We start from the raw sequence: 20,335 nt of genomic DNA on the forward strand, positions 1-20,335 counted from the left end.
TGCGAAGTTTCCAGGATCCGGTGCTGCACGCTCAAGCCCGCCGCCGCACCGTCCACACCAGCGCGGCGGCGAGCGCCGCGGTGGTCGCCGCGAACACGATCGCGAGGTTTCGCGCGGTCAGCACCTCCGACCCGGCGTCGGTGCCGCCGCTCTGGATCACCGCCACCGGCGCGCTGAGCACGGACGAGATCCGATCCTGCTGGGCGGCGTTGCGGGCGGGAATCGTGTTGACCCCCTTGGTCAGCTGCTCCCCGAGCTGCGTGGACACGGACTTGAGCTGGCTGACGCCGGTGAGGATCTGGTCCTTGGTGGTGCCGAGCAGCGCGGGCGCCTGCTCGGCGATCGGCCCGATCCCGGCCTGGAGCTGGTTGCCGGCGTCGGTGAGCTGCGCGGACACGTCCTGTAGCTGGCCGAGCCCGCCGCGCAGCGCGCCGCCCAGGTCGGTGTCGGGGCCGGCGTCGGTGCCGAGCAACCCGGTGATCGAGGTGAGCTGACCGGACACCAGCGCGAGATCGGCTCGGGTCTGCTCGAGCATCCGCACCGTGTCGGCCTGGAGCCCGATGGCACGCAGGGCCGCGGCCGCGGCGTCGAGACCGCCCTGCAGCTGCTCGGTGGAGCGGGTGACGTCGCCGAGGGTGACGCCGAGCTCGGTCAACCGCCCGGACACCTCGGTCACCGGGCCGGCCGCGCCGTCCACCATCGCCGACACCTGCCCGGCGACGTCGACGAGCTGGTTCGCGCCGTCGTTCGCCGTCGCGAGTAGCGGCAGCACCTGATCGGCCTGGCCGAGCAGCTGCTGGGCCTGGGCGTCCGCGGCGTTCGTCGCCGCCGTCAGCAGCTGGGACGGCAGCAGCGTCTGCTGCAATTGCGCCCGCGCCGAGGCGATCCCGGCCAGCACGTCCTTGATCCCCTGCGCCCCGGTCTGATCCGAGACGGTCGTCATCAGCGCGGCCATCGTCTCCGCGTCCGCGGCCGAGCCGTCGCCGTTGTAGTGCACCGCCAGTTCCGCCTGCCGGGGCGCGTTGGTGGAGAGCGAGTTCACCGCGTCGGAGAAGCCCGCCGGGATCGTCACGGAGGCCAGGTATGCGTCGGCCGACCCCTCATCGGCCGACACCGTCTCCCAGGCGAAGTCACTCGATTCCTGCAGCGCCGCGACGACCTGCTCCCCCGCGTTCATCGGCTTGCCGTCGACCACCGCGCCCGCGTCCTCGTTGACGATCGCGACGGTCCTGGTCGATGCGCCCTCCGTGGCGACCAGAAAGTAGACCCCGACGACGGCGGCGAGGAGCGCCGCGACCGCGGCGATCACCCACGGCCCGCGTCTCGAACTCGCATGTGCGGCAACCATGTGCCGGACCGTACTGGCGATCTCTGGCATCAGGGTGGCGCGAGTGTGAGAAGACTGTGAGGAAGCAGCCTTCGAGTGATCAGTCGATGTCGTAGACCACCGCGACCGTCACGGTCAGCTCCTGGCCGCCCGGCTCGATCGGCGTGGGGGCGCGGTCCAGCGCCGCGCCCGGGTACGGGTACGGGGTCGGCCCGGCGGCGGGCACCTCGGTGATCGAGCGCACCTTGCCGAGCTCGACCCCGGCGGCCTCGGCGATCTGGCTCGCCTGCGCCTGAGCCTGCCGCACCGCGTCGGCCCTCGCCTGCTCGCGCAGGTCGCTGTCGTCGGCGATGGAGAAGGAGGTCTGCTGGACCCGCACCGCATCGCCCGCTGCGGCCGCGGCGGCGTCGATCAGCCCGCCCGCCGCGCCCACGTCGTGCACCGTCGCCGTCACCTGGTTCGTCACCTGATAACCGGTGATCGTCGACGAGTTCGGGTCGTACGTCGGCTGCACGGACAGTCCGCTGGTCTGGATGTCCTCCGCCCGCACCCCCTTTCCCTTGAGGGTGTCGATGAGGGCGTTCGCCTTCTCCGCGTTCTCCGCCAGGGCGCCGGCCGCGTCCCGCGCCTGCGTCTGCACGCCGAGCATGACCGTCAGGGTGTCGGGCGTCCCGCTGACCTTCCCGGTGCCCTGGGTGCTGATCCCCGGCGGGGCGGACGAGTCGGGAGCCGCGTCGGTGCCGTCGCCGCAGCCCGCGGCGAGCAGACCCACCGCCGCCAGTGCCGCACCGCTCATTGCCAGGGTGGATGTTCGTTTGGTGGCCACGGTCTCCACTATCTCCCGTTCACCCCGACCGTCACCCGCGAACGGGCGGTTTCCGGGCGGCGCACTCGGCGAATGCCCCGATAACCGCCCGTTCGGCGGCACGCGGGAATACCTCGCGAACTCCGGCGTTGAGAACAGCAGAACTAGTTGAACAATCAATTAGTTGACCCGAGGGAGCGTCCCATGCCCGCCGTGACCGTCGACAACATCCTCGCCCTGCCCCGCATCGCCGAGACCGCACCCGATGCCGCATCCCGGCCGGTCCTGGCCGTAACCACCGCGCCGGTGGGCTACGAGGGCGAGGGCTTCCCGGTGCGCCGCGCGTTCGCGGGCGTCGACATGAAGTACCTCGACCCGTTCATCCACATGGACCAGATGGGCGAGGTCGACTACGCGCCCGGTGAGCCCAAGGGCACCCCGTGGCACCCGCACCGCGGCTTCGAGACCGTCACCTACATGATCGACGGGATCATGGAGCACCAGGATTCCAACGGTGGCGGCGGCACCATCGGCGGCGGCGACACCCAGTGGATGACCGCAGGCGGCGGCATCCTGCACATCGAGACCCCGCCCGAGCACCTGGTGGTCAGCGGCGGCCTGTTCCACGGCGTGCAACTGTGGGTGAACCTGCCCCGCGACAACAAGATGGCTGCGCCGCGCTACCAGGACATCACCGGGAACAAGGTCGCGCTGCTGTCCTCCCCCGACGGCGGCGCCCTGGTCCGCGTCATCGCGGGCGAGGTCGACGGCCACCAGGGCCCCGGCTCCACCTACACCCCGATCAGCCTGGTGCACGCCACCATCGCGCCGGGGGCTTCCCTGACCCTGCCGTGGAACCCCGAGTTCAACGCGCTCGCGTACGTCCTCGCGGGCGAGGGCACGGTCGGCGCCGAGCGCAGGCCGGTGCGGATGGGGCAGACCACCGTCTTCGGACGGGGCGAGCGAAGCGACGGGGGATTTCACCGCGGAGACACCGTCACGATCTCCGCGTCGGACACCCAGGATTCCCGGACCGAGTCCCTCGAGGTCTTCATCCTCGGGGGCAAGCCGATCCGCGAGCCCGTCGCGATGGCCGGACCGTTCGTCATGAACACCAAGGCTGAGGTCATCCAGGCGTTCGAGGATTTCCAGGCAGGCCGGCTCGGCTCGATCCCCGCCGCCCACGAGACCCTGAGCTAGCCAATGCAACCCGAGACCGTTTAGGAGGCGAGGGATTCGACGGCTACCAGCACCGGGACGCGGAGATCGTCACCTGGGTGCAGATGTGGGTTCCGCCGGACGAGTTCGGCATCGAGCCGAGCTACCAGGAACTGCCGATCGCCGACGAACTCGACACGGGGGCACTGGTGGTGGTCGTGGCGTCCGGCCTGCCGCGGCACCGTGGCGACGCGGCCATCGGGTTGCGGAACCGGCACGCGGGCCTGCACGCCGGGCTGTAATGACATCCGCTCACGCCTGACGACCCTGCGTTACACCTTCACACTCAGCGTCCGCTTGACCCAGTCCATCGTCCGGTCCAGCCATCCGAGGATCTCCAGGGTGGAGGTGATGTTCTGCGGCGGGTGCCGGACCAGGGTGTCGCGCAGGATCAGCCGGGCGAAGTCCACGGCGACCGGGTCCGCCCGGACCGCGCCGGTGACGTGCCGGAACTCGACGCCCGCGAGCCGCATCACGTCGATGATCTCCTGCGCGATGATCCCGTAGCCGATGGTCGTCGGATGGACCCCGTCCAGGGAGAACAGCCCGCCGGTGGCCCGCCCGCCCTTGCCGTCGCCGGTCAGGAACCGCGAGTTCGGAACCGGGTCGAGCGCCAGCAGCGGCCCCGGCAGCCGGTACTCCGACCACCAGGTCGGCCGCAGCTCCGGGTCCAGCCGCATGTGCCGGTCGGCGATGTACCGGCGCGAGGCGAGCCGGTCGAGCAGGCAGGCGGTGTCGAGCAGGTACCAGTCCCGCTTCCGGCCGTCCGTTCCCTTCCGCGCCCGCAGGACCGTCCGCGCGATGGTGTCGTTGTACAGGTCGATCGCGGCATCGACGACGCGCGCCTGACCCCCGGTGATGTGCGCGTCCTCCTCGGGACTGAACTCGGATTCCGACACCCACGGACGGACGTAGTAGGGGAAGTAGCGCGAGCCCGGCTCGACCTTGTCGCCGATGCCGCGGGCGATCGGGGCGATGGTGACGTGCGGAACGGTGCACCAGATGACGTGACGCGCCTTGACCGCCTTGACGGCGGCGACCACCTCCGCGAACTCCGCCGCGAAGTGCTCCGGCGTCCACACCGTGTACGCGTTCTTCGCCTTCAGGTCCCGGTAGCCATTCCCGCTCCACACGACGCGGAGGTCGGTGACCGATCGGAGCGCGTTGTTGGCACCGAGGAACACCACGAGCGTCTCGATGCCGCACTCGGTCGAATCGTCGTGGTCCTCGCCCAGCGCGGCCGCCGCCTGAAACAAGGTCATCTGCCGCTGCGCGTGCGACCACCCCGGGTAGACCCGCAGCGCCGCCCGCTCACTGCCGTTCTGCACCTGCTGGTCGATCAGGTTGTCGTTCGGGGCCGCGATCGCGTCCGCGCAGGTGGCGGCGGTCTTGCTCAGCGCGTCCCGCAGGTCCCACCCGTAGACGGCCAGGTCGTGGACGTAGGTCGACAGCGCGGGCACCGTCCGGCCCGGACCGCGCTCCCAGTAGTCCTCGACCTCGTCCATAAAGGACCTGGCCGCGAACAACGCCAGCGGCGTGTCCCACACCTTCGGGTCCGGGCCGAAATCCTTCTCGATCCGTCGGAGCAACAGCTCGAGGTTGAGCGGCAGGCCGCCTGGACCGCCGTAGCGTGGAAAGCGGAACCGGTCGAGCCATCCGAGTTCGTACGCGATGATCGCGGGGTAGGAGAGGTCGGTGTTGAACACCGCCCCGCTCTGCATCCCGTGCGTCAGCGAGTCGCCGATCGTCACCAACCGGTGTGGCGGGGCGCCCTTGTGTCTCGGTCGGACCACCGTCCGCAGGGTCGGGTCGGGTTCCGGCTCTCGTGGACCCTCGGCAACACGCGCCCTGACCGAGTCCGGGGTGTCCTCCGGCACCCGCTCCGACCTGCTTGCCGACATGTCGATACCCCCTCGCGGGTGGACACGGGTCCGGGACCTTTCTGAGCGTGGGCGCACCACCGTGCGGTGTCAACACCCGGGACTGCGATCGCCCGAGACCCGGACACCTCCCCACCCGCCAGTTGCATCGCCTCACCAGGGCGAATCCGATTCGCCGGCAACCATTTTCGGATGGCCGACGGGCGGGCGACGGACCGTCCGGCGGCCGGTTGCCCGTGTGCGGCCGAGCCTGCGGTTGGCAACGGTCCCGCATCAGAGCGGTCACGCCGCGGGCGTCACGCGGGGAGCTACGTACTGTTGAACGTCAAGCACCACGAAGGAGGATCCATGACGGCACCGACGACCCCGCACGTCGACATCCACCGCGCAGGCGATCGGATGAAAACCCGGATCTCCTGGCTCGATTCGAAGCACTCCTTCTCCTTCGGGCAGCACTACGACCCGGACAACACGCATCACGGGGTGCTGATGGTGAACAACGACGACATCGTGCTGCCGGGTCAGGGCTTCGACACCCATCCGCACCGGGACATGGAGATCGTCACCTGGGTGCTGCGCGGGTCGCTGGTGCATCAGGACTCCATCGGGCACTCCGGCGTCATCTACCCGGGCCTGGCCCAGCGGATGAGCGCGGGCACCGGCATCCTGCACTCGGAGAAGAACGACTCCTGGCGCCTGGCCGGGTCCGAGCACGACGAGCACACCGAGCCGGTTCGGTTCATCCAGATGTGGGTGCTGCCCGACGAGCCCGGCATCAGCCCCGGATACGAGCAGCTCGAGATCGACGACGAGCTGATGCGCGGCGGGCTGGTGCCCGTCGCCTCCGGGATGCCCGCGCACCGGAACCAGTCGGCCATCACCATCGCGAACTCGGGCGCGGCGCTGCACGTGGCGCGTCTGCAGCCGGGGGTCGACGTGCAGCTCCCCGATGCCCCCTACCTGCACCTGTTCGTCGCGCAGGGCGAGGTGTCGCTGGAGGGGGCCGGCATCCTGTCCGAGGGCGACGCGGTCCGCCTCACCGCGTCCGGAGGTCAGCGACTATCCGCCGACGCACCGGCCGAGGTACTGGTCTGGGAGATGCACACCCGGCTCGGCGGCTGACCGCGGTCCCGGCAGCCGGTAGTGGGGCTACCCCTCCGGCCCCGCGACTGCTACCGATTACACCCATGACCACCTCCGCAACGCGGCCGCTCGGTGTCGACCCGCTGAACACGATGATGGGCGTGCGCGTGCTCGCCATGTCCCCGGCCGGCACCGACCTCGAAGGCGAGACCGGCCCACGGTTTCACGACCACCGCGGACGGTCCTGCCTCGCCTCGGTCGGCGTGCTCGCCGACTCCGCGGTCGCGGGCGCGTTCTTCGCCTCGGTTCCCCCGGGCAACCGGACCGTCGTCTCGCAGCTGACCGCCGTCGTCGCCGCGCCACTCCCCGAGGCGGCGGCGATCACCGCGCGGGCCCGCACCGAACACCTCGACCTCGACGCGGGTACCGGGCTGTCCACCGGGCGGGTCGCCACCGAGGACGGCACCACCGCGGTGAGCCTGCTGGCCCGCAGCGTCGTCGTCACCCGCGCCGCCCAGGACGAGGTCCACCTCGGACCCGCCGCCACCCTGTCGGTACCGGACCCGGAGCCGGCGGACCCGGAGTCCCTGGCCGGGCTCGACGGGCGCACCGTCGTGAACGGGATCGCCGCCGGAACCCTCGCGCGCGGCCCGCTCGCCGGGCTGATCGGACTGAACCTCGAATCCGCCGTTGACACAACCCTTTCCGCCCGGTTCACCCCGGCACCGTGGATGAGCAATCAGGTCGGCTCGGTGCAGGGCGGCATGCTCTTCGCCGCCGCGGCGCTGACCACCGGGCTCGCCGCCCAGACGCTGACCGCCGTCGGGCAGTCGTACCGACTGCTGGACCTGAAGATCGACTTCGTCCGCTCCCCCGCCGTCGACGGCCCGCCGATCCGGGTCGAGGCCGAGGTGGTGCGGGCCGGTCGCCGGATCGCGCTGATAGAGACCCGACTGGTCGGCGCCGACGGTGCGCTGCTCGCCCGATCCGGTTCGAGTGCGCAGCTGGGCCGGTCCTAGCTCACGCTCCGGGACCCGGCACCCGCCGCCTGCACCGATCACCCACCGGCCGGACACCCCTGGCACTGGTGATAGAGAAGGGGACATGACCGCCACCGCCACGCCCCGTACCGACCGACTGATGACCCTGATGGGCGCGCGCCGCGGCGAGTCCGAGCCCGGCCACACCGACTACTCCCAGGAACTCGGCCCGCGGTTCCACGACCACCGCGGCCGCACCATCCTCGGCTCGATCGGCGTCCTGGTCGACGCGGTGCCGGGCGGCGCTGCGGGACGCTCGGTGCCGGCGGGGACGCAGACGGTGCTGTCCCAGATCACGGCCACCCTCGCCGCGCCGCTGCCCGAACACGGCCTGGTGCGGGCCCACGGGCAGGTCGCGCACCTGGACCTCGAGTCGGGCATCGGTCTGTCCGACGGCGACGTCAGCGGCCCGGACGGTCGGACGTTCGCGGTGCTGGCCTCCCGCTCGGTCGTCGTGACCCGCGGGGCCACCCACGCCGAGTCGGTGTTCAGCGGCGAGCCGCTGCCGGTCCCGGACCCCGAACCCGTCTCCGCCTCGGCGGAGATCGTGGAACGGTCCGGGCTCGACGTGGTCGGCGCGCTCGCGTCCGGCACGGTGGCCCGCGGCCCGCTCGCCGGCCTGCTCGGTGTCGAGTTGCGGGCGGCCGAGCGCGGTCGCGTGGTCGGCGAGTTCGCGCCCCGCGACTGGATGGCCAACTACGTGGGCTCGATCCAGGGCGGCATCCTGATTTCCGCCGCCGACCTGCTGACGGGCCTGGCGGCGCAGTCCCTGACCGACCCGGGCCAGGACTATCGCGCACTGGACCTGAAGATCGACTTCGTCCGGTCGCCCGCACTGGACGGCGGACCGATCAGGGTCGAGGCGGACGTCGTGCGGGCCGGACGTCGGCTCGCCCTGGTCGACACCCGGACGGTCGACGCGACAGGAGCGCTGCTGGCCCGCACGTCGGCCAGTGTCCAGCTGCTCTGACCGGGATCCCGGTGCTGGTGTGTCGATCCCGGGTGCGGCGCACACGGATAGGGCTAGTCTGCGGACACGCGTTGGTCAGTATCCACGGCTTCGATCCGAGGAGTAGACGATGACGACACCGCCCACCCCGCCGGACGGGCCCACTCCCCCGGAGTGGCAGCCGCCCAACCCCCAGTCTCCGTATGGCGGTCCACCCCAGTACGGGCAGCAGCAGTACGGGCAACCGCAGTACCCGGGCCAGCAGTACCCGGGCCAGCAGTACCCGTCCTACGCCGCGCCGCCGCAGGCGCCCCGCAACGGCGCGGGCATCGCCGCGCTCGTCCTCGGCATCTTCTCGGTGCTCAGCGTCTGGACCATCATCGGCGGCATCCTGCTCGGCGTCGTCGCGATCATCGTGGGCATCGTCGGCCGATCGCTGTACAAGAAGCAGCAGGCCACCAACGGCGGGATGTCGCTGGCAGGCATTCTGCTCGGGCTCGCCGGGCTGATCATCTCGATCGTGCTGATCGTGGTCGGGGTCGGACTGTTCAACAAGGTCGGCGGCAAGGACTTCGCGGAGTGCCTCGTCGACGCCGGCAGCAACACGGCGGCCCAGCAACGGTGCGAGGACGAGTTCCGCAGCAACATCGAGGACAAGTTCTCGGTGACATTCGATCAGCCGACGGTGGCCCCGCCCCGCTGACCGGACCCCGCGCCCACACCGACGGCCCCGTCGCGGGATCGACGCTCATGACTCGCTGACACCGTCACATCTCCGGGTGGATCCGGCGGTGCCGACGACTCCCGCTCACCGAGTCGCCCGCCCGACGATGAGCGGACGGACGATCGCCGGCATCCCCCGCCACACGGCTTCGTCGGCGGCGATCGCGAATCCGCAGGCGCGCATCAGCTCCACGGTCGGGCGATTGCAGCGGCAGCCGCCCGCGAAGCGGCGCCACGGTTGGAGCAGGTTGTCCTGGCACGCCGCGAGGAACCGCGAGTCCGAGCGCACGTGTTCGACGAACAGCAACTGCCCACCGGGGCGGAGCACCCGTGCGATCTCACTCAGGGTGCGTTCTGGGTCGGCGACCGTGCACAGGACGAGCGTCGAGACGACGGTGTCCACTGACGCATCGGGCAGCGGTAGTCGCTCGGCAGGCGCGTCGACGATCCGCGCGACCCGCCCATGCCGCTCCAGGCGACGCGTGAGGCTTTTCCGCATCGCCGCTTCGGGCTCGGTGAGCACGAGCTCGGTGATCTCGTCGGGATAGTGCGCGACGTTCAGCCCTGTCCCCGCACCGATCTCGACGACTCGCCCGCGGGCGTTGCCCAGGAGCAGGCTTCGGCGGCTGCGCATGCCCGCGATCTCACCCAGCCAGAGAAACGGGTCGTACAACAGGGCGAAAATCCGCAGCCACGCCCCAGATGGTGGGCTCGCCTGAACTTCGGTGTTGGCGATGTTTGTCATGCCGAGAACGCTACGAGCGGCCGCATCGTGCGCGCATCGCTCGAAGCGGCCATCTCATGCAGATGGCCGCTTCCGGCTATCTCACAAGAGTCCGAGACGCGCGGCTTCCGCGACGGCGGCCGTCCGCGAGGTGCGACCCAGTTTGCGGCGAATGTTCGCGACATGGCGGTGAACGGTATGCGGGCTCAACACCAGCTGCTCTGCGATCTCGTGATCGCTCAGACCCCGCGCGACGCAGGCCAGGACTTCACGCTCACGACTGGACAGCAGGGCCCGCTCCGGCTCGCTTGATGCGTGTGGCGACGACTGCCCCGGTGCAAGGGCTTCACGGCACGCGTGGACAACGGAATCGACATCGCCGTGCCACGGGAAATGAGCGCTTCCCTGCAGCGGGATAAGCGTCGCGCCCGGAATCGCAGCGGCCACCTCACGCCCTAGCCGATACGGCACGGCGCGGTCGTCGCGACGATGCACGACCAGCGCAGGCGAGCGGACGAGGGGAAGGCTCGCGCGTACGTCATGGCGATAGACGAGCTCCAACAACGCCGCAGCGGTCTCGGCGGTCGCCGCCTCGCGCTGGAACCGAGCGAAGCGCTCGTGCTCCGCGGAGTCGGCACCACCGAGGAAGATGCCGCTGAGCAGACCCGAGCCGAGTCCCCAATGCGCGCGCACCGCGGCGAGAATCGCGTCCGCCACACCCGGAGCCGTAATCGCCGCGCCATCGGGGTACGACCCGTACAGCACCACGCGCTCCACGCGCTCCGGAAACGCTGCGGCAAAGGCGATTGCGGTGCAGCTCCCACACGAGCCGCCCAGGAGCGACACGCGCTCGAGCTCGAGCTCGTCGAGGAGCGCACGCAGCGTCGCCACTTCCCCGTCGAGGGTCATATCCGACTCTCGCACCGTGCGGTCCGACATGCCGACCCCGAGCCGGTCGTAGCGGATCAGCGTGTAACCTTCCGCGACGCCTTCCCAGAACCGCCGAAAGCCTTCGCTCTGCCAGTCGAGTTCGAGGTGGCTCACCCACCACGCCGGAGCGACAAGTGGTGGACCGGTCCCACGCATCTCGTACGCCACTCGGCGATCGCCAAGGTGAAGAAACCGGATTTCACGCTTCTCCAGCATCACCCGAGCCTATGACAGCCGTCCGGGCCCCGAAGTACGGACAGTTGACGGCCGGCCCGCTGCCAGGGTTCTCACAGCCACACAGTCAATGATGGTCACGAAAGACCATCGACATCGAGCGGAGAGCCAGTGTGAACGAGGACATCGAGCGCAGCCGCGCCCGCGTCAGCCGACGGCGGGCGCTTGCCCTGGGCGGGACGGTCGGGCTCAGCGGCCTGATCGCGGCCTGCACAGGCAACGGCTCCGGCGGGACCGCGACGAGCACGGCGACCGCCGCCACCACCACGTCGGCAGCCGCCGTGGCCGACGGCGACGTGCTGGCCCTTTTGGCCAGGGCGCCGCAGTGCATCATGACCACCGAGGAGACCCAGGGCCCGTACTGGTTCGACGTCGACTCGATCCGCAACGACCTCCGCGAGGACCGGCCCGGCACCACCCTCGAGCTGGCGATCCGGGTGCAGGACATGCAGAAGTGCACCCCCGACGGCGCGACGGGCGGGGTCGCCAACGCCGTGGTGGAGATCTGGCACTGCGACGCGGGCGGCGTGTACTCCGGCTTCGAATCGGGTTCGCGGGCCGCGAATGGCGGACCCCCCGAGGGCGGTCCCGGCGGCCCGGGCGGACAAGGCGGCCCCGGCGGCGGTCCGGGTGGACCCGGCGGGGAGCCCCCGACCGGCGGCGCCGGCGGGTCGATGGAGTACTCCGACGGCTCGTACAGCCGGGGGGACGGCGAATCCGCCACCACCGACGACGGCACCTACCTGCGCGGCGCGCAGACCACCGACGCAAATGGCATCGCGACGTTCACCACGATCTTCCCCGGCTGGTACCAGGGCCGCACCACGCACATCCACCTGAAGGTGCACATGAACAAGGTCACCGTGCTCACCTCGCAGCTGTACTTCGACGAGGCGCTCATCGACGAGGTGTACGCGTCCGCCCCGTACAGCGAGCACACCGGCCGCGAGAACAACGCCAATAACGCCACCGACGGCATCTTCGACGCGTCCGGCATGGTCACCGCCGTCAAGACCGGCGACGGCTACCTGGGCGCCATCAACATCGGAGTCTGACGCGGCTGCGCCGCCTGTGCGCGTGTTGCACCCCAACTGGGGTACAACACGCGCACGGTCCGCGCGGGGCCGGTAGAAATAGAGGCATGACAACGCCCGACTCCGGAATCGACCTCACCCACCTCGACCAGGGCATCCGCGCGCAGGACGACCTGTTCGTCCACGTCAACGGCAAGTGGCTGGACGACTACGTCATCCCCGCCGACCGTGCGGTGGACGGCGCCTTCCGAACGCTGTACGACCAGGCCGAGGTCGACGTGCGGGCGATCATCACCGAGGCGGCGGACGCCCGCGACGCGGAGGGCACCGACTCGCAGCGCATCGGCGACCTGTACAGCTCGTTCATGGATGCCGACGCCGCCGAGCGGGCGGGGCTCGAGCCGATCGCGGCCGAGCTCGCCGCGATCGACGCGGTGACCGACCTGTCCGCGCTGGCGCGCCTGCTCGGCGAGCTGCAGCGCACCGGCGTCTCCGGGGCGATCGGCAACTACGTCGACACCGACGCCAAGAACTCGTCGCGCTACCTGGTGCACCTGACCCAGTCGGGGATCGGGCTGCCCGACGAGTCCTACTACCGCGAGGACTCCTACGCACAGACCCGCGACGCCTACCTCGCGCACGTCGAGGCCATGCTCACGCTGGCCGGTCGACCCGACCCGGCAGGCGCCGCGCGCCGCATCCTCGACCTGGAGACGGCCGTCGCCGCCGGTCACTGGGACGTGGTGAAACGGCGGGACGCCGAACTGAGCTACAACCTGGTGACGCTGCCCGACCTGGCCGCACAGAACCCCGGATTCGACTGGGACGCCTGGGTGTCCGGTCTCGGCGGGTCCGCGGACACCTTTGCCGAACTGGTCGTGCGCCAGCCGACCTTCGTCACCACGCTGACCGCATTGTGGACGCAGCGGCCGCTCTCCGACTGGCAGGAGTGGGCGGCGTGGAAAGTGATCCACTCGCGCGCACCGTATCTCAGCGAGGCACCGGTCGCGGAGGACTTCGCGTTCTACGGCAAGACCCTGTCGGGTACCGAGGAGAACCGGGAGCGATGGAAGCGCGGGGTGTCGCTGGTCCAGGACCTGCTCGGCGAGTCCGTCGGCAAGCTGTACGTGCAGCGGCACTTCCCTCCGGAGGCCAAGGCGCGAATGCAGGAGTTGGTCGCGAACCTGCAGGAGGCGTACCGCCGCAACATCTCCGAGCTGGAGTGGATGGGCACCGAGACCCGGCAGGCCGCGCTGGCCAAGCTGGAGAAGTTCACCCCCAAGATCGGCTACCCGGACAAGTGGCGGGACTACACCGGCCTGGTCATCGCCGCGGACGACCTCGTCGGCAACTACCGACGCGGGTATGCCGCCGACCACGACCGCGACCTCGCCAAGCTCGGCGGGCCGGTGGACCGCGACGAATGGTTCATGACCCCGCAGACCGTCAACGCCTACTACAACCCGGGCATGAACGAGATCGTCTTCCCCGCAGCGATTCTGCAGCCGCCGTTCTTCGACGCCAACGCGGACGACGCCGCGAACTATGGCGGCATCGGCGCGGTCATCGGGCACGAGATCGGGCACGGCTTCGACGACCAGGGAGCCAAGTACGACGGCGACGGCAACATGGTCGACTGGTGGACCGACGACGACCGCACCGAGTTCGGCAAGCGCACCACCGCCTTGATCGAGCAGTACAACGAGTTCGAGCCCAAGGCGCTGCCCGGCCACACGGTCAACGGGGAGTTCACCATCGGCGAGAACATCGGCGACCTGGGTGGGCTGTCAATTGCCCTGGAGGCGTACAAGATTGCCCTCGACGGTCAGACGGCACCGGAACTGGACGGGCTGACGGGCCTGCAGCGCGTCTTCTTCGGGTGGGCACAGGTGTGGCGGACCAAGGCCCGCAACGAGGAGGCCATCCGCCGGCTCGCGGTCGACCCGCACTCGCCGCCGGAGTTCCGCTGCAACGGGGTGGTGCGCAACCTGGACAGCTTCCACGACGCGTTCGACGTCACCCCCGGCGACGCGCTCTATCTCGAGCCCGAGCGCCGCGTCCGCATCTGGTGACGCTCTGCGGCGCAGTGGTGCGGTCACGGAGCCTCAGGACTCCGTGACCGCACCACTGCGGCAGCGCCGCACCTTCTCGTAGTCCAGCCGGTTCTGCTCGCCGTAGGCCACTGCGAAGTCCGCGATGGCCTCGTCGAAAACAGTTCCGCCGCCGAGGTATCCGGCGATCGCGGCCGGATCACCGGTGCGGGCGTGGGCTCGGCCCAGCGCGATCGCGCACAACCGCGCGTAGGCCTGCAGCCCGGACGGCTTCGCCATCGAGGCGATGTCGAAGGACCCCTTCTTGTCCCGCAACTGCCGGACGTAGAAGTCGCGGCCGAGCGGGCCAGGGCCGCTGAACCAGCCGAGGAACGGATCGCTCGCGCTCTGGATCAGCCGCTGCCCCTCGACCACCCGCCTGCCCTGGTCCCGGGGCGTCGAACCGGTGACATACGGTGCGAGCACCGACGGTTGCGCCTCCTTGATCTGCAGGAACAACGGGTCCTGCGCGCTCTCGCCGACGAACAGCGCCATGAAGCCGAGCATGCCGACCGACCCGACCCCGACGACCTTGCTGGCGATGTCCTGGAAGCGGTACCGGGCCACCAGTTCCCGCCGATCCGCCGCCAGTGTGCTGAGGTAACGCTCGAAGGAGCCCCGCAGCAGGTCCGTCACCTCTGCCTGCCGCTCGTACGGAAGCCGGGTGATCAGGGGCGGCTCCTCCTTGATCAGGAACCTGCCGTTCTCGTACCGGGCGAACCGCTTGAGCGAGCCGAGCTGGGTTCGCCGCTCCGCCTTGGCCATCACTGCCTCGGCCTCCCCGAGCTGGCGCGCGGTGATCCGATCGCGCAGCCCCGCCAGCACCGCGTCCCCCTCGATCCGGGCGTACCAGACATCGAGTGCGGGCATCTGCGCCGCGAGTTGGATCGTCTCCCGGTACGCGGCGGCGGCGATCCGCGCCGCGGCGCGCGCGGCCGACGCGCTGTGGCCGTTCGCGGTGGAGGCCACCAGGATCGAGGTCGCGAGCCGCTTCACATCCCATTCGAACGGACCGCGGTGCACCTCGTCGAAATCGTTGAGGTCGAAGACCAGCCGCCGGTCCGGCCCCGCGAACAACCCGAAGTTCGCGAGGTGGGCGTCCCCATTCGCCATCACCGTCAGGTCCGTTCGCGCGCAGTGCGCCAGGTCCCACGCCATGATGGCCGCCGAGCCCCGCAGGAAGGTGAACGGCGAGACCAGCATTCGCTCAAATCTCAGTGGAACCAGCTCGGGCACCCGGGCCGCGTTCTGCCGGTCCAGGATCGACACCGGATCGGGCCGGTGTGAGGACGGCGTCCACGAACCGTGCGACCGGCGCGGGATCCGGGCACGCAGGTGCTTGCCGCGTCGCCGGCGTTCGGCTGCGGGCTCGGGCGGGTCGAAGGCAGCGACGGCCATCGCCCGAGCCTACCGTCAGCGGCTCTGCCGCCCGTGAGTCCTTCCGGTCCACACAGGGGCCAGAAGGACTCACGGGCGCGAAGCGCCTAACCGGCGACCCGGAGGTCGACTCCGATCCGCAGCGCGGTGACCAGTTCCCGGTAGAGCTCGTCCGATTCCATCAGCTCGAGGTGGGTGCCGCGCGCCCTGACCTGCCCGTGCTCCATCACCAGGATGGTGTCGGCATCGATGACCGTCGACAGCCGGTGCGCGATGGTCACCACCGCACCGGTCTGCGACAGCTCCCGGATCACGTCGTGGATGGCGGCCTCGGTCCGGCCGTCGACCTGGGCCGTGGCCTCATCGAGCAACAACACATCCGGTCGCTGAACGATGGCCCGGGCCAACGCGATTCGCTGCCGTTGACCACCTGAGATGGTCGACCCGGTGAGTTCGCTGTCGAGTCCGTCCTCGAGCGCGCCGATGGCCTCGTCGAGGTGCACCGCGCGCAGCGCAGCCCACACCTCCTCCTCTGTCGCCTCCTGATGGGTGAACAGCAGGTTCGAGCGGACCGTGCCGGGCACGATCGGCGTCTCCTGCTCCACGTAGGCCAACCGGGACCGGACCTGCTCGAAGGAGAGCTCCGAGTACGGGACGCCGTCGAGCAGTACCTGTCCGGTCTCGGGGTGCAGGAACCGCAGCAGCAACGAGAATACGGTGGTCTTGCCCGCCCCCGACGGCCCGACGATCGCGGTGTGACCGCGCGCGGGGATCCGGGCGCTGACCCCGCGCAGGGACGGATCCGTTCCCGGGGCGTAGCGCGCGGTGACGTCGACGAGTTCGAGCACCGGCACGTCCGGCGCGGGCAGCAGCGCGCGGACCTCGACCTCGTCGCGATGCTCGATCTCCATGCCCTGCACCTCCCGGATGCGGGCGGCCGCGGCGATGCCGGCCTGGATGGCGGTCAGGTTCTGCGACAGCAACGAGACGGGCTGCATCAGCTGGAAGGCGTAGAGCAGGAAGGCGATCAGTGCGGACACCGCCAGCGCGTCGGTGTTCACCCGCCACGCGCCGATGGCGAGGATCGCGACGATGGCGAGCTGCATTCCGCCCCCGGTGATCGTCCAGACGAAGGCGGCGATGCGGACGGCACGCACCGTGTGTTCCTGCGAGTCGCGCGCGTCGACGATGATCCGATCCGCCTCGCGCGTCTCAGCCCCGCTCGACTTGACCGTGCGGATCGCCCGGAGCGCGCCCTCGAGCACCCCGCCGAGGCGGCCGACCGACTCCTGCGCCTTCCGGTTCGCCTTCCCGATGAGCGGCAGCAGGGCACCGGATGCCGACCCGACCAGGACCAGCGCGAGCACGGTGGCTCCGAAGAGCAGGGGGTCGATCACGGCCATCAGCACCAGGGTCCCGACGATGGCGACAAAGCTGTTCGACAGTTCGACCAGGCTCGACGAGGCGGCCTCCCGGAGCAGGACGGTGTCCGAGGTGACCCGGGTGACCAACTCCCCGGACGGACGCTTCGTCAGGCTCCCGACCGTGGCCCGGAAGTATCGACGCACCATCGACTCGCGGGCGTCGAAAACGACCTGAGCCGCGAGGGAACCGAGCAGCCGGAACTGGAAGAACCCGATGACCCCGCCGATCACGAGGAGCCCGACGAGCACGGACACCGGCCACACCATCGAGCGGCCGGAGTCGAGCGAGTCGAGGATGTCCTTGATCACCAGCGGGGTGGCCAGCGCCGCGGCCGTGACGACGAGACCGAAGACGATCCCGCGCACCAGCACCCACCGGTGCGGGCGGATGAAGGACCACAGCAGCCGCACGTTCGGCCAGCTCACACGTGCCGGGGAATCACTCATGTCCATCAGTGGAACATCACCGTCCCATTTTTGTCAATGAACGTTCTATTTCGGAACGATCGACTGCTACCGTGGGCGTATGTCCACCGAGACCGTCCCCGAATCGGGCACCAAGGCGCGTACCCGCCGCGCCATCCTGGACGCGGCCGTCGACGTGCTCGGCAAGAACGCGGGCGCCTCGCTCAGCGAGATCGCTGCCGAGGCGGAGGTCGGCCGCAGCACCCTGCACCGTTACTACCCCGAGCGCGTCGACCTGATCCAGGCACTCGGCGAGGACGCCCTCGACAAGCTCGGCTCGGCGCTGGAGCGGGCCCGGCCCGACGAGGGCCCCGCGGACGCGGCGCTGCGCCGGATGAGCCATGAGTGCTTCGACCTCGGGCCCCTGCTGTCGCTGATGTTCGGCGATCCGCAGGCCCTCTCGAACGCGGCGTTCTGGGAGGGCCTGGGCGCGGTCGACGCGCCACTGCTCGCCCTGATCGAGCGCGGCCAGGCCGACGGCACCTTCACCGCTGCGCTCAAGGTCCGCTGGATCCGCCGGATGCTCTGGTGGTGCCTGCTCACCGGATGGGAGAGCTTCAACAGCGAGGGTTACTCGCGCACCGAGGCGATCGAGGCCATCGACACCACGGTCGCCCGCATCACCAGCTAGGCGCTGCGCGCCCGTGCGCGGTTAACGGGTCCAGGGACCCGTCCACCGCGCACGGGTGGCGAAGCCGCCTATCGGTTCCAGTCGCCGAGTCCGTCGGCGCCGCTGAGCGTCCCGCCGCTGGTGTTCGTCACGATCACCGGGTCGCCCTTCTTCGCATTCTCGAAGAACCACTTACCGTCCTCGGTGCTCACGTTCAGGCAGCCGTGGCTGACGTTGGTGTTCCCCTGCTCGCTGACCGACCACGGCGCGGCGTGCACGAAGATGCCGCTGTTGGAGATCCGGGTCGCGTACTCGACGTAGGTGCGGTAGCCCTCCGGCGAATCGATGGGAACGCCGTAGGTGGAGGAGTCCATGTACATGTCGCGGAGCTGCTCGCCGACGATGTAGGTGCCGTTCGGGGTCTCGTGGTCGGTCTTGCCCATCGAGGTCGGCATCGTCTTGACCACCTCACCGTTGCGGGTGATCGTGATCAGCTTGGTGCTGTCGTCGGCGGTGGCCACCAGCGCGTCGCCGATCTGGAACGCGGAACGCGCCCCGCCCGCCTCGACGACCACCTCGGTGCCCGCAGGCCAGAACTCGGTCGGCTTCCACCGCACCTGGCTGTTGTTGATCCAGTAGAAGGCGCCGTCCACCTCCGTGCTGGTGGTGATCTTGATGGCCCGCTCCGCGGTCGCGCGGTCGTCGACTGCCTCGTCGAACCGGATGATGATCGGCTGCGCGACGCCGACCACCTCACCCTCGGACGGGTTGAGGCTGGGCGCGGAGAAGTTGGCGGGCCCGACCTGCGGCTCGGCCGGGGGCAACGGCACCAGGGGCGCCGGGGCAGGTTGGCCGGGGAGCGTCGGCAGCGCGATGTCGGGACCGCCGGGGAACAGCGGCACGGCCTGCCCGGGAACGGCCAGCGCCGTGCCCGCGGCGGCGACGCCGATCAGGGCCATCGCGACCCGACTCGACCACCGCCGGCCGCTGGTGGTTCCGGTCTCGAACTTGCGCATACTCGTCCAATCTTTCGACTGCATTTCTTCGTGTGCATCGCGGCAGGCGTTGTGCGCCTGAACCGCCACGCCCCGGGGGGACACACGGGGCAACCATGGCCGTTCGGCCACGTCGACCCATCGTACCGGCGGACGTGCGGCGAAATCCGCTGGAAGTGGGCTTCGTCTCTTCTTCGCGCGGGGCGGATCACGCACCGTGACGCACGATGTCCTGCGCCTTCGCCCCCAAACGCGCGAGCCGCAGATCGCCGAGCGCCGTCACCGCGTTGCCCATCCGATTGGTCACGAAACCGAGCGCCAGGCCCGTCTCCGGGTCCGCGTACGCGCCCGACCCTCCGACGCCGTAGTGGCCGAACGCGGCCCTGGGCTGGGAGCGGTTCGCGACGAACACCGGGTGATATCCGAGCCGCCAGTTCACCCTGGCACCGAGCACGTAGTCCCGCCCGTAGGTCTGCACCTCGCCCATCTGGTCGATGGTGTCGGACGAGAGGAACCGGCTGCCGTCGATGACGCCGTCGTTCGCGATCGCCGCGTACATCTTCGCCAGCGCCCGCGAGGTGAACACGCCGTTCCAGCCGGGCATCACCGCGTCGTGCACGATCGGGTCACGCACCAGCTCGTCGAAGCCCTCCGGCATGCCCGCCTCCGCCAGGCCGTTGAACGGTCGCAGCCGCGACATCACCGAGGAGGCCGCGCCCCAGGGCACCGGGCCTGGGCTCAGGTGCGGGAACAGCTTCGCGATCCGGTACCGCTGCTCGGCAGGCACCCGGTACCAGAACTCCTCGACGCCGAGCGGCTGCGCGATCTCGGCGCGCACCACCTCGGTGAAGCTGCGTCCGGTCACCCTCGCCACCGTCTCCGCGACGATCCACCCGAACGTGACCGCGTGGTACCCGGGTCCACTCAGCCGCCGCGGGTCCGGTCGTGCCGCGGCGAGCGCGGCCACCACCGCGTCGTAGTCGAGAAGCCCAGTCTTGCCGGGGACAAGCCCCCGAATCCGGTGCAGGCCGCCGCGATGGGTGAGCACGTCGCGGATCGTGATCCGCTCCTTGCCCGCCGACGCGAACTCGGGCCAGTAGGTGGCCACCGGCTCGTCGTAGTCGACGACGCCGCGATCGGCCAACCGGTGCAGGACCGTGCTGGCCACCCCCTTGCCGGTCGAGAAGGACAAGGCGACGGTGTCCCGCCGCCAGCGCCGGTCGCGATCCGCCCACCCGGCCCAGACGTCGAGCACCAGTTCGCCGTTCACGTAGGCGGTCAGGGCGCCGCCACCGTTGTGCGGCCGCCGGTACATCGCGAAGAACCGATCGGCCAGCGGCAGAAAGCGGGCGTCGACGTGCATCTCGGTCGGCGCGCTCCCGCCGCCCGCGAGCGGACGGGAGCGACCGCCGCGACTGCTCATGCCG

Annotated in this window: 18 protein-coding genes; 9 read left to right on the forward strand and 9 right to left on the reverse strand. The window is 70.2% G+C overall.

Annotated features, from left to right (window positions below):
• Positions 1-31: 31 nt before the first annotated feature.
• A complete protein-coding gene (locus tag ACFXMV_RS00870; protein WP_378499032.1) occupies positions 32-1,348 on the reverse strand; it encodes a YhgE/Pip domain-containing protein in 1,317 nt (438 codons plus the stop codon).
• 79 nt (positions 1,349-1,427) lie between these two features.
• Entirely contained in the window at positions 1,428-2,153 is a 726-nt protein-coding gene (locus ACFXMV_RS00875; RefSeq protein ID WP_378499033.1) for an SIMPL domain-containing protein, read from the reverse strand.
• A 183-nt stretch (positions 2,154-2,336) separates the two neighbouring features.
• On the opposite strand from ACFXMV_RS00875, the gene ACFXMV_RS00880 reads away from it, so the two are divergent.
• Positions 2,337-3,332 carry a pirin family protein gene (locus ACFXMV_RS00880; protein WP_378499034.1) on the forward strand — a complete coding sequence of 332 codons (996 nt, stop codon included), beginning with the start codon at positions 2,337-2,339 and terminating at the stop codon, positions 3,330-3,332.
• A 77-nt stretch (positions 3,333-3,409) separates the two neighbouring features.
• A complete protein-coding gene (locus ACFXMV_RS00885) occupies positions 3,410-3,592 on the forward strand; it encodes a hypothetical protein (RefSeq protein ID WP_378499035.1) in 183 nt (60 codons plus the stop codon).
• 30 nt (positions 3,593-3,622) lie between these two features.
• On the opposite strand, the gene ACFXMV_RS00890 is transcribed toward ACFXMV_RS00885, so the two are convergent.
• Positions 3,623-5,251: a hypothetical protein gene (locus ACFXMV_RS00890; protein WP_378499036.1), complete on the reverse strand. Its 1,629-nt coding sequence runs from the start codon at positions 5,249-5,251 to the stop codon at positions 3,623-3,625.
• Between the two features lie 327 nt (positions 5,252-5,578).
• On the opposite strand from ACFXMV_RS00890, the gene ACFXMV_RS00895 reads away from it, so the two are divergent.
• The 4 genes from ACFXMV_RS00895 (at position 5,579) to ACFXMV_RS00910 (ending at position 9,005) form a co-directional block, all read left to right on the forward strand.
• Positions 5,579-6,352: a pirin family protein gene (locus tag ACFXMV_RS00895; protein WP_378499037.1), complete on the forward strand. Its 774-nt coding sequence runs from the start codon at positions 5,579-5,581 to the stop codon at positions 6,350-6,352.
• A 65-nt stretch (positions 6,353-6,417) separates the two neighbouring features.
• Positions 6,418-7,332 carry a PaaI family thioesterase gene (locus ACFXMV_RS00900; RefSeq protein WP_378499038.1) on the forward strand — a complete coding sequence of 305 codons (915 nt, stop codon included), beginning with the start codon at positions 6,418-6,420 and terminating at the stop codon, positions 7,330-7,332.
• Positions 7,333-7,417: 85 nt separating this feature from the next.
• Positions 7,418-8,323 carry a hotdog fold thioesterase gene (locus ACFXMV_RS00905; protein WP_378499039.1) on the forward strand — a complete coding sequence of 302 codons (906 nt, stop codon included), beginning with the start codon at positions 7,418-7,420 and terminating at the stop codon, positions 8,321-8,323.
• Positions 8,324-8,432: 109 nt separating this feature from the next.
• Positions 8,433-9,005 (forward strand): DUF4190 domain-containing protein, encoded by a 573-nt coding sequence (locus ACFXMV_RS00910; RefSeq protein WP_378499040.1) that lies wholly within the window; start codon positions 8,433-8,435, stop codon positions 9,003-9,005.
• A 105-nt stretch (positions 9,006-9,110) separates the two neighbouring features.
• Here ACFXMV_RS00910 and ACFXMV_RS00915 read toward each other — a convergent pair whose 3' ends face one another.
• Together ACFXMV_RS00915 and ACFXMV_RS00920 are read right to left on the reverse strand one after the other, a co-directional pair.
• Complete coding sequence (locus tag ACFXMV_RS00915; RefSeq protein ID WP_378499041.1) at positions 9,111-9,770, reverse strand: class I SAM-dependent methyltransferase; 660 nt, start codon at positions 9,768-9,770, stop codon at positions 9,111-9,113.
• 81 nt (positions 9,771-9,851) lie between these two features.
• A complete protein-coding gene (locus tag ACFXMV_RS00920) occupies positions 9,852-10,895 on the reverse strand; it encodes an alpha/beta fold hydrolase (protein WP_378499042.1) in 1,044 nt (347 codons plus the stop codon).
• A 131-nt stretch (positions 10,896-11,026) separates the two neighbouring features.
• On the opposite strand from ACFXMV_RS00920, the gene ACFXMV_RS00925 reads away from it, so the two are divergent.
• Together ACFXMV_RS00925 and ACFXMV_RS00930 are read left to right on the forward strand one after the other, a co-directional pair.
• Complete coding sequence (locus tag ACFXMV_RS00925) at positions 11,027-11,968, forward strand: intradiol ring-cleavage dioxygenase (protein WP_378499043.1); 942 nt, start codon at positions 11,027-11,029, stop codon at positions 11,966-11,968.
• Positions 11,969-12,054: 86 nt separating this feature from the next.
• Complete coding sequence (locus tag ACFXMV_RS00930) at positions 12,055-14,019, forward strand: M13 family metallopeptidase (protein WP_378502698.1); 1,965 nt, start codon at positions 12,055-12,057, stop codon at positions 14,017-14,019.
• A 33-nt stretch (positions 14,020-14,052) separates the two neighbouring features.
• Here the strand turns inward: ACFXMV_RS00930 and ACFXMV_RS00935 are convergent, their stop codons facing one another.
• Both ACFXMV_RS00935 and ACFXMV_RS00940 read right to left on the reverse strand, forming a co-directional pair.
• Positions 14,053-15,435 carry a DUF2252 domain-containing protein gene (locus tag ACFXMV_RS00935; protein WP_378502697.1) on the reverse strand — a complete coding sequence of 461 codons (1,383 nt, stop codon included), beginning with the start codon at positions 15,433-15,435 and terminating at the stop codon, positions 14,053-14,055.
• 86 nt (positions 15,436-15,521) lie between these two features.
• Positions 15,522-17,285 (reverse strand): ABC transporter ATP-binding protein, encoded by a 1,764-nt coding sequence (locus ACFXMV_RS00940; protein ID WP_378501170.1) that lies wholly within the window; start codon positions 17,283-17,285, stop codon positions 15,522-15,524.
• A 79-nt stretch (positions 17,286-17,364) separates the two neighbouring features.
• Here ACFXMV_RS00940 and ACFXMV_RS00945 point away from each other — a divergent pair, with 79 nt between their 5' ends.
• Positions 17,365-17,934: a TetR/AcrR family transcriptional regulator gene (locus tag ACFXMV_RS00945; RefSeq protein WP_378501169.1), complete on the forward strand. Its 570-nt coding sequence runs from the start codon at positions 17,365-17,367 to the stop codon at positions 17,932-17,934.
• 68 nt (positions 17,935-18,002) lie between these two features.
• On the opposite strand, the gene ACFXMV_RS00950 is transcribed toward ACFXMV_RS00945, so the two are convergent.
• Positions 18,003-18,929 (reverse strand): Ig-like domain-containing protein, encoded by a 927-nt coding sequence (locus ACFXMV_RS00950; protein ID WP_378500294.1) that lies wholly within the window; start codon positions 18,927-18,929, stop codon positions 18,003-18,005.
• Between the two features lie 187 nt (positions 18,930-19,116).
• The gene (locus ACFXMV_RS00955) at positions 19,117-20,331 is read right to left on the reverse strand and encodes a serine hydrolase domain-containing protein (protein WP_378500295.1); all 1,215 of its coding nucleotides are present in this window, start codon (positions 20,329-20,331) and stop codon (positions 19,117-19,119) included.
• Positions 20,332-20,335: the final 4 nt, after the last annotated feature.

This window comes from Rhodococcus sp. NPDC059179, from assembly GCF_042754885.1.
In the GTDB taxonomy this organism is placed as follows: Bacteria; Actinomycetota; Actinomycetes; order Mycobacteriales; family Mycobacteriaceae; genus Rhodococcus_G.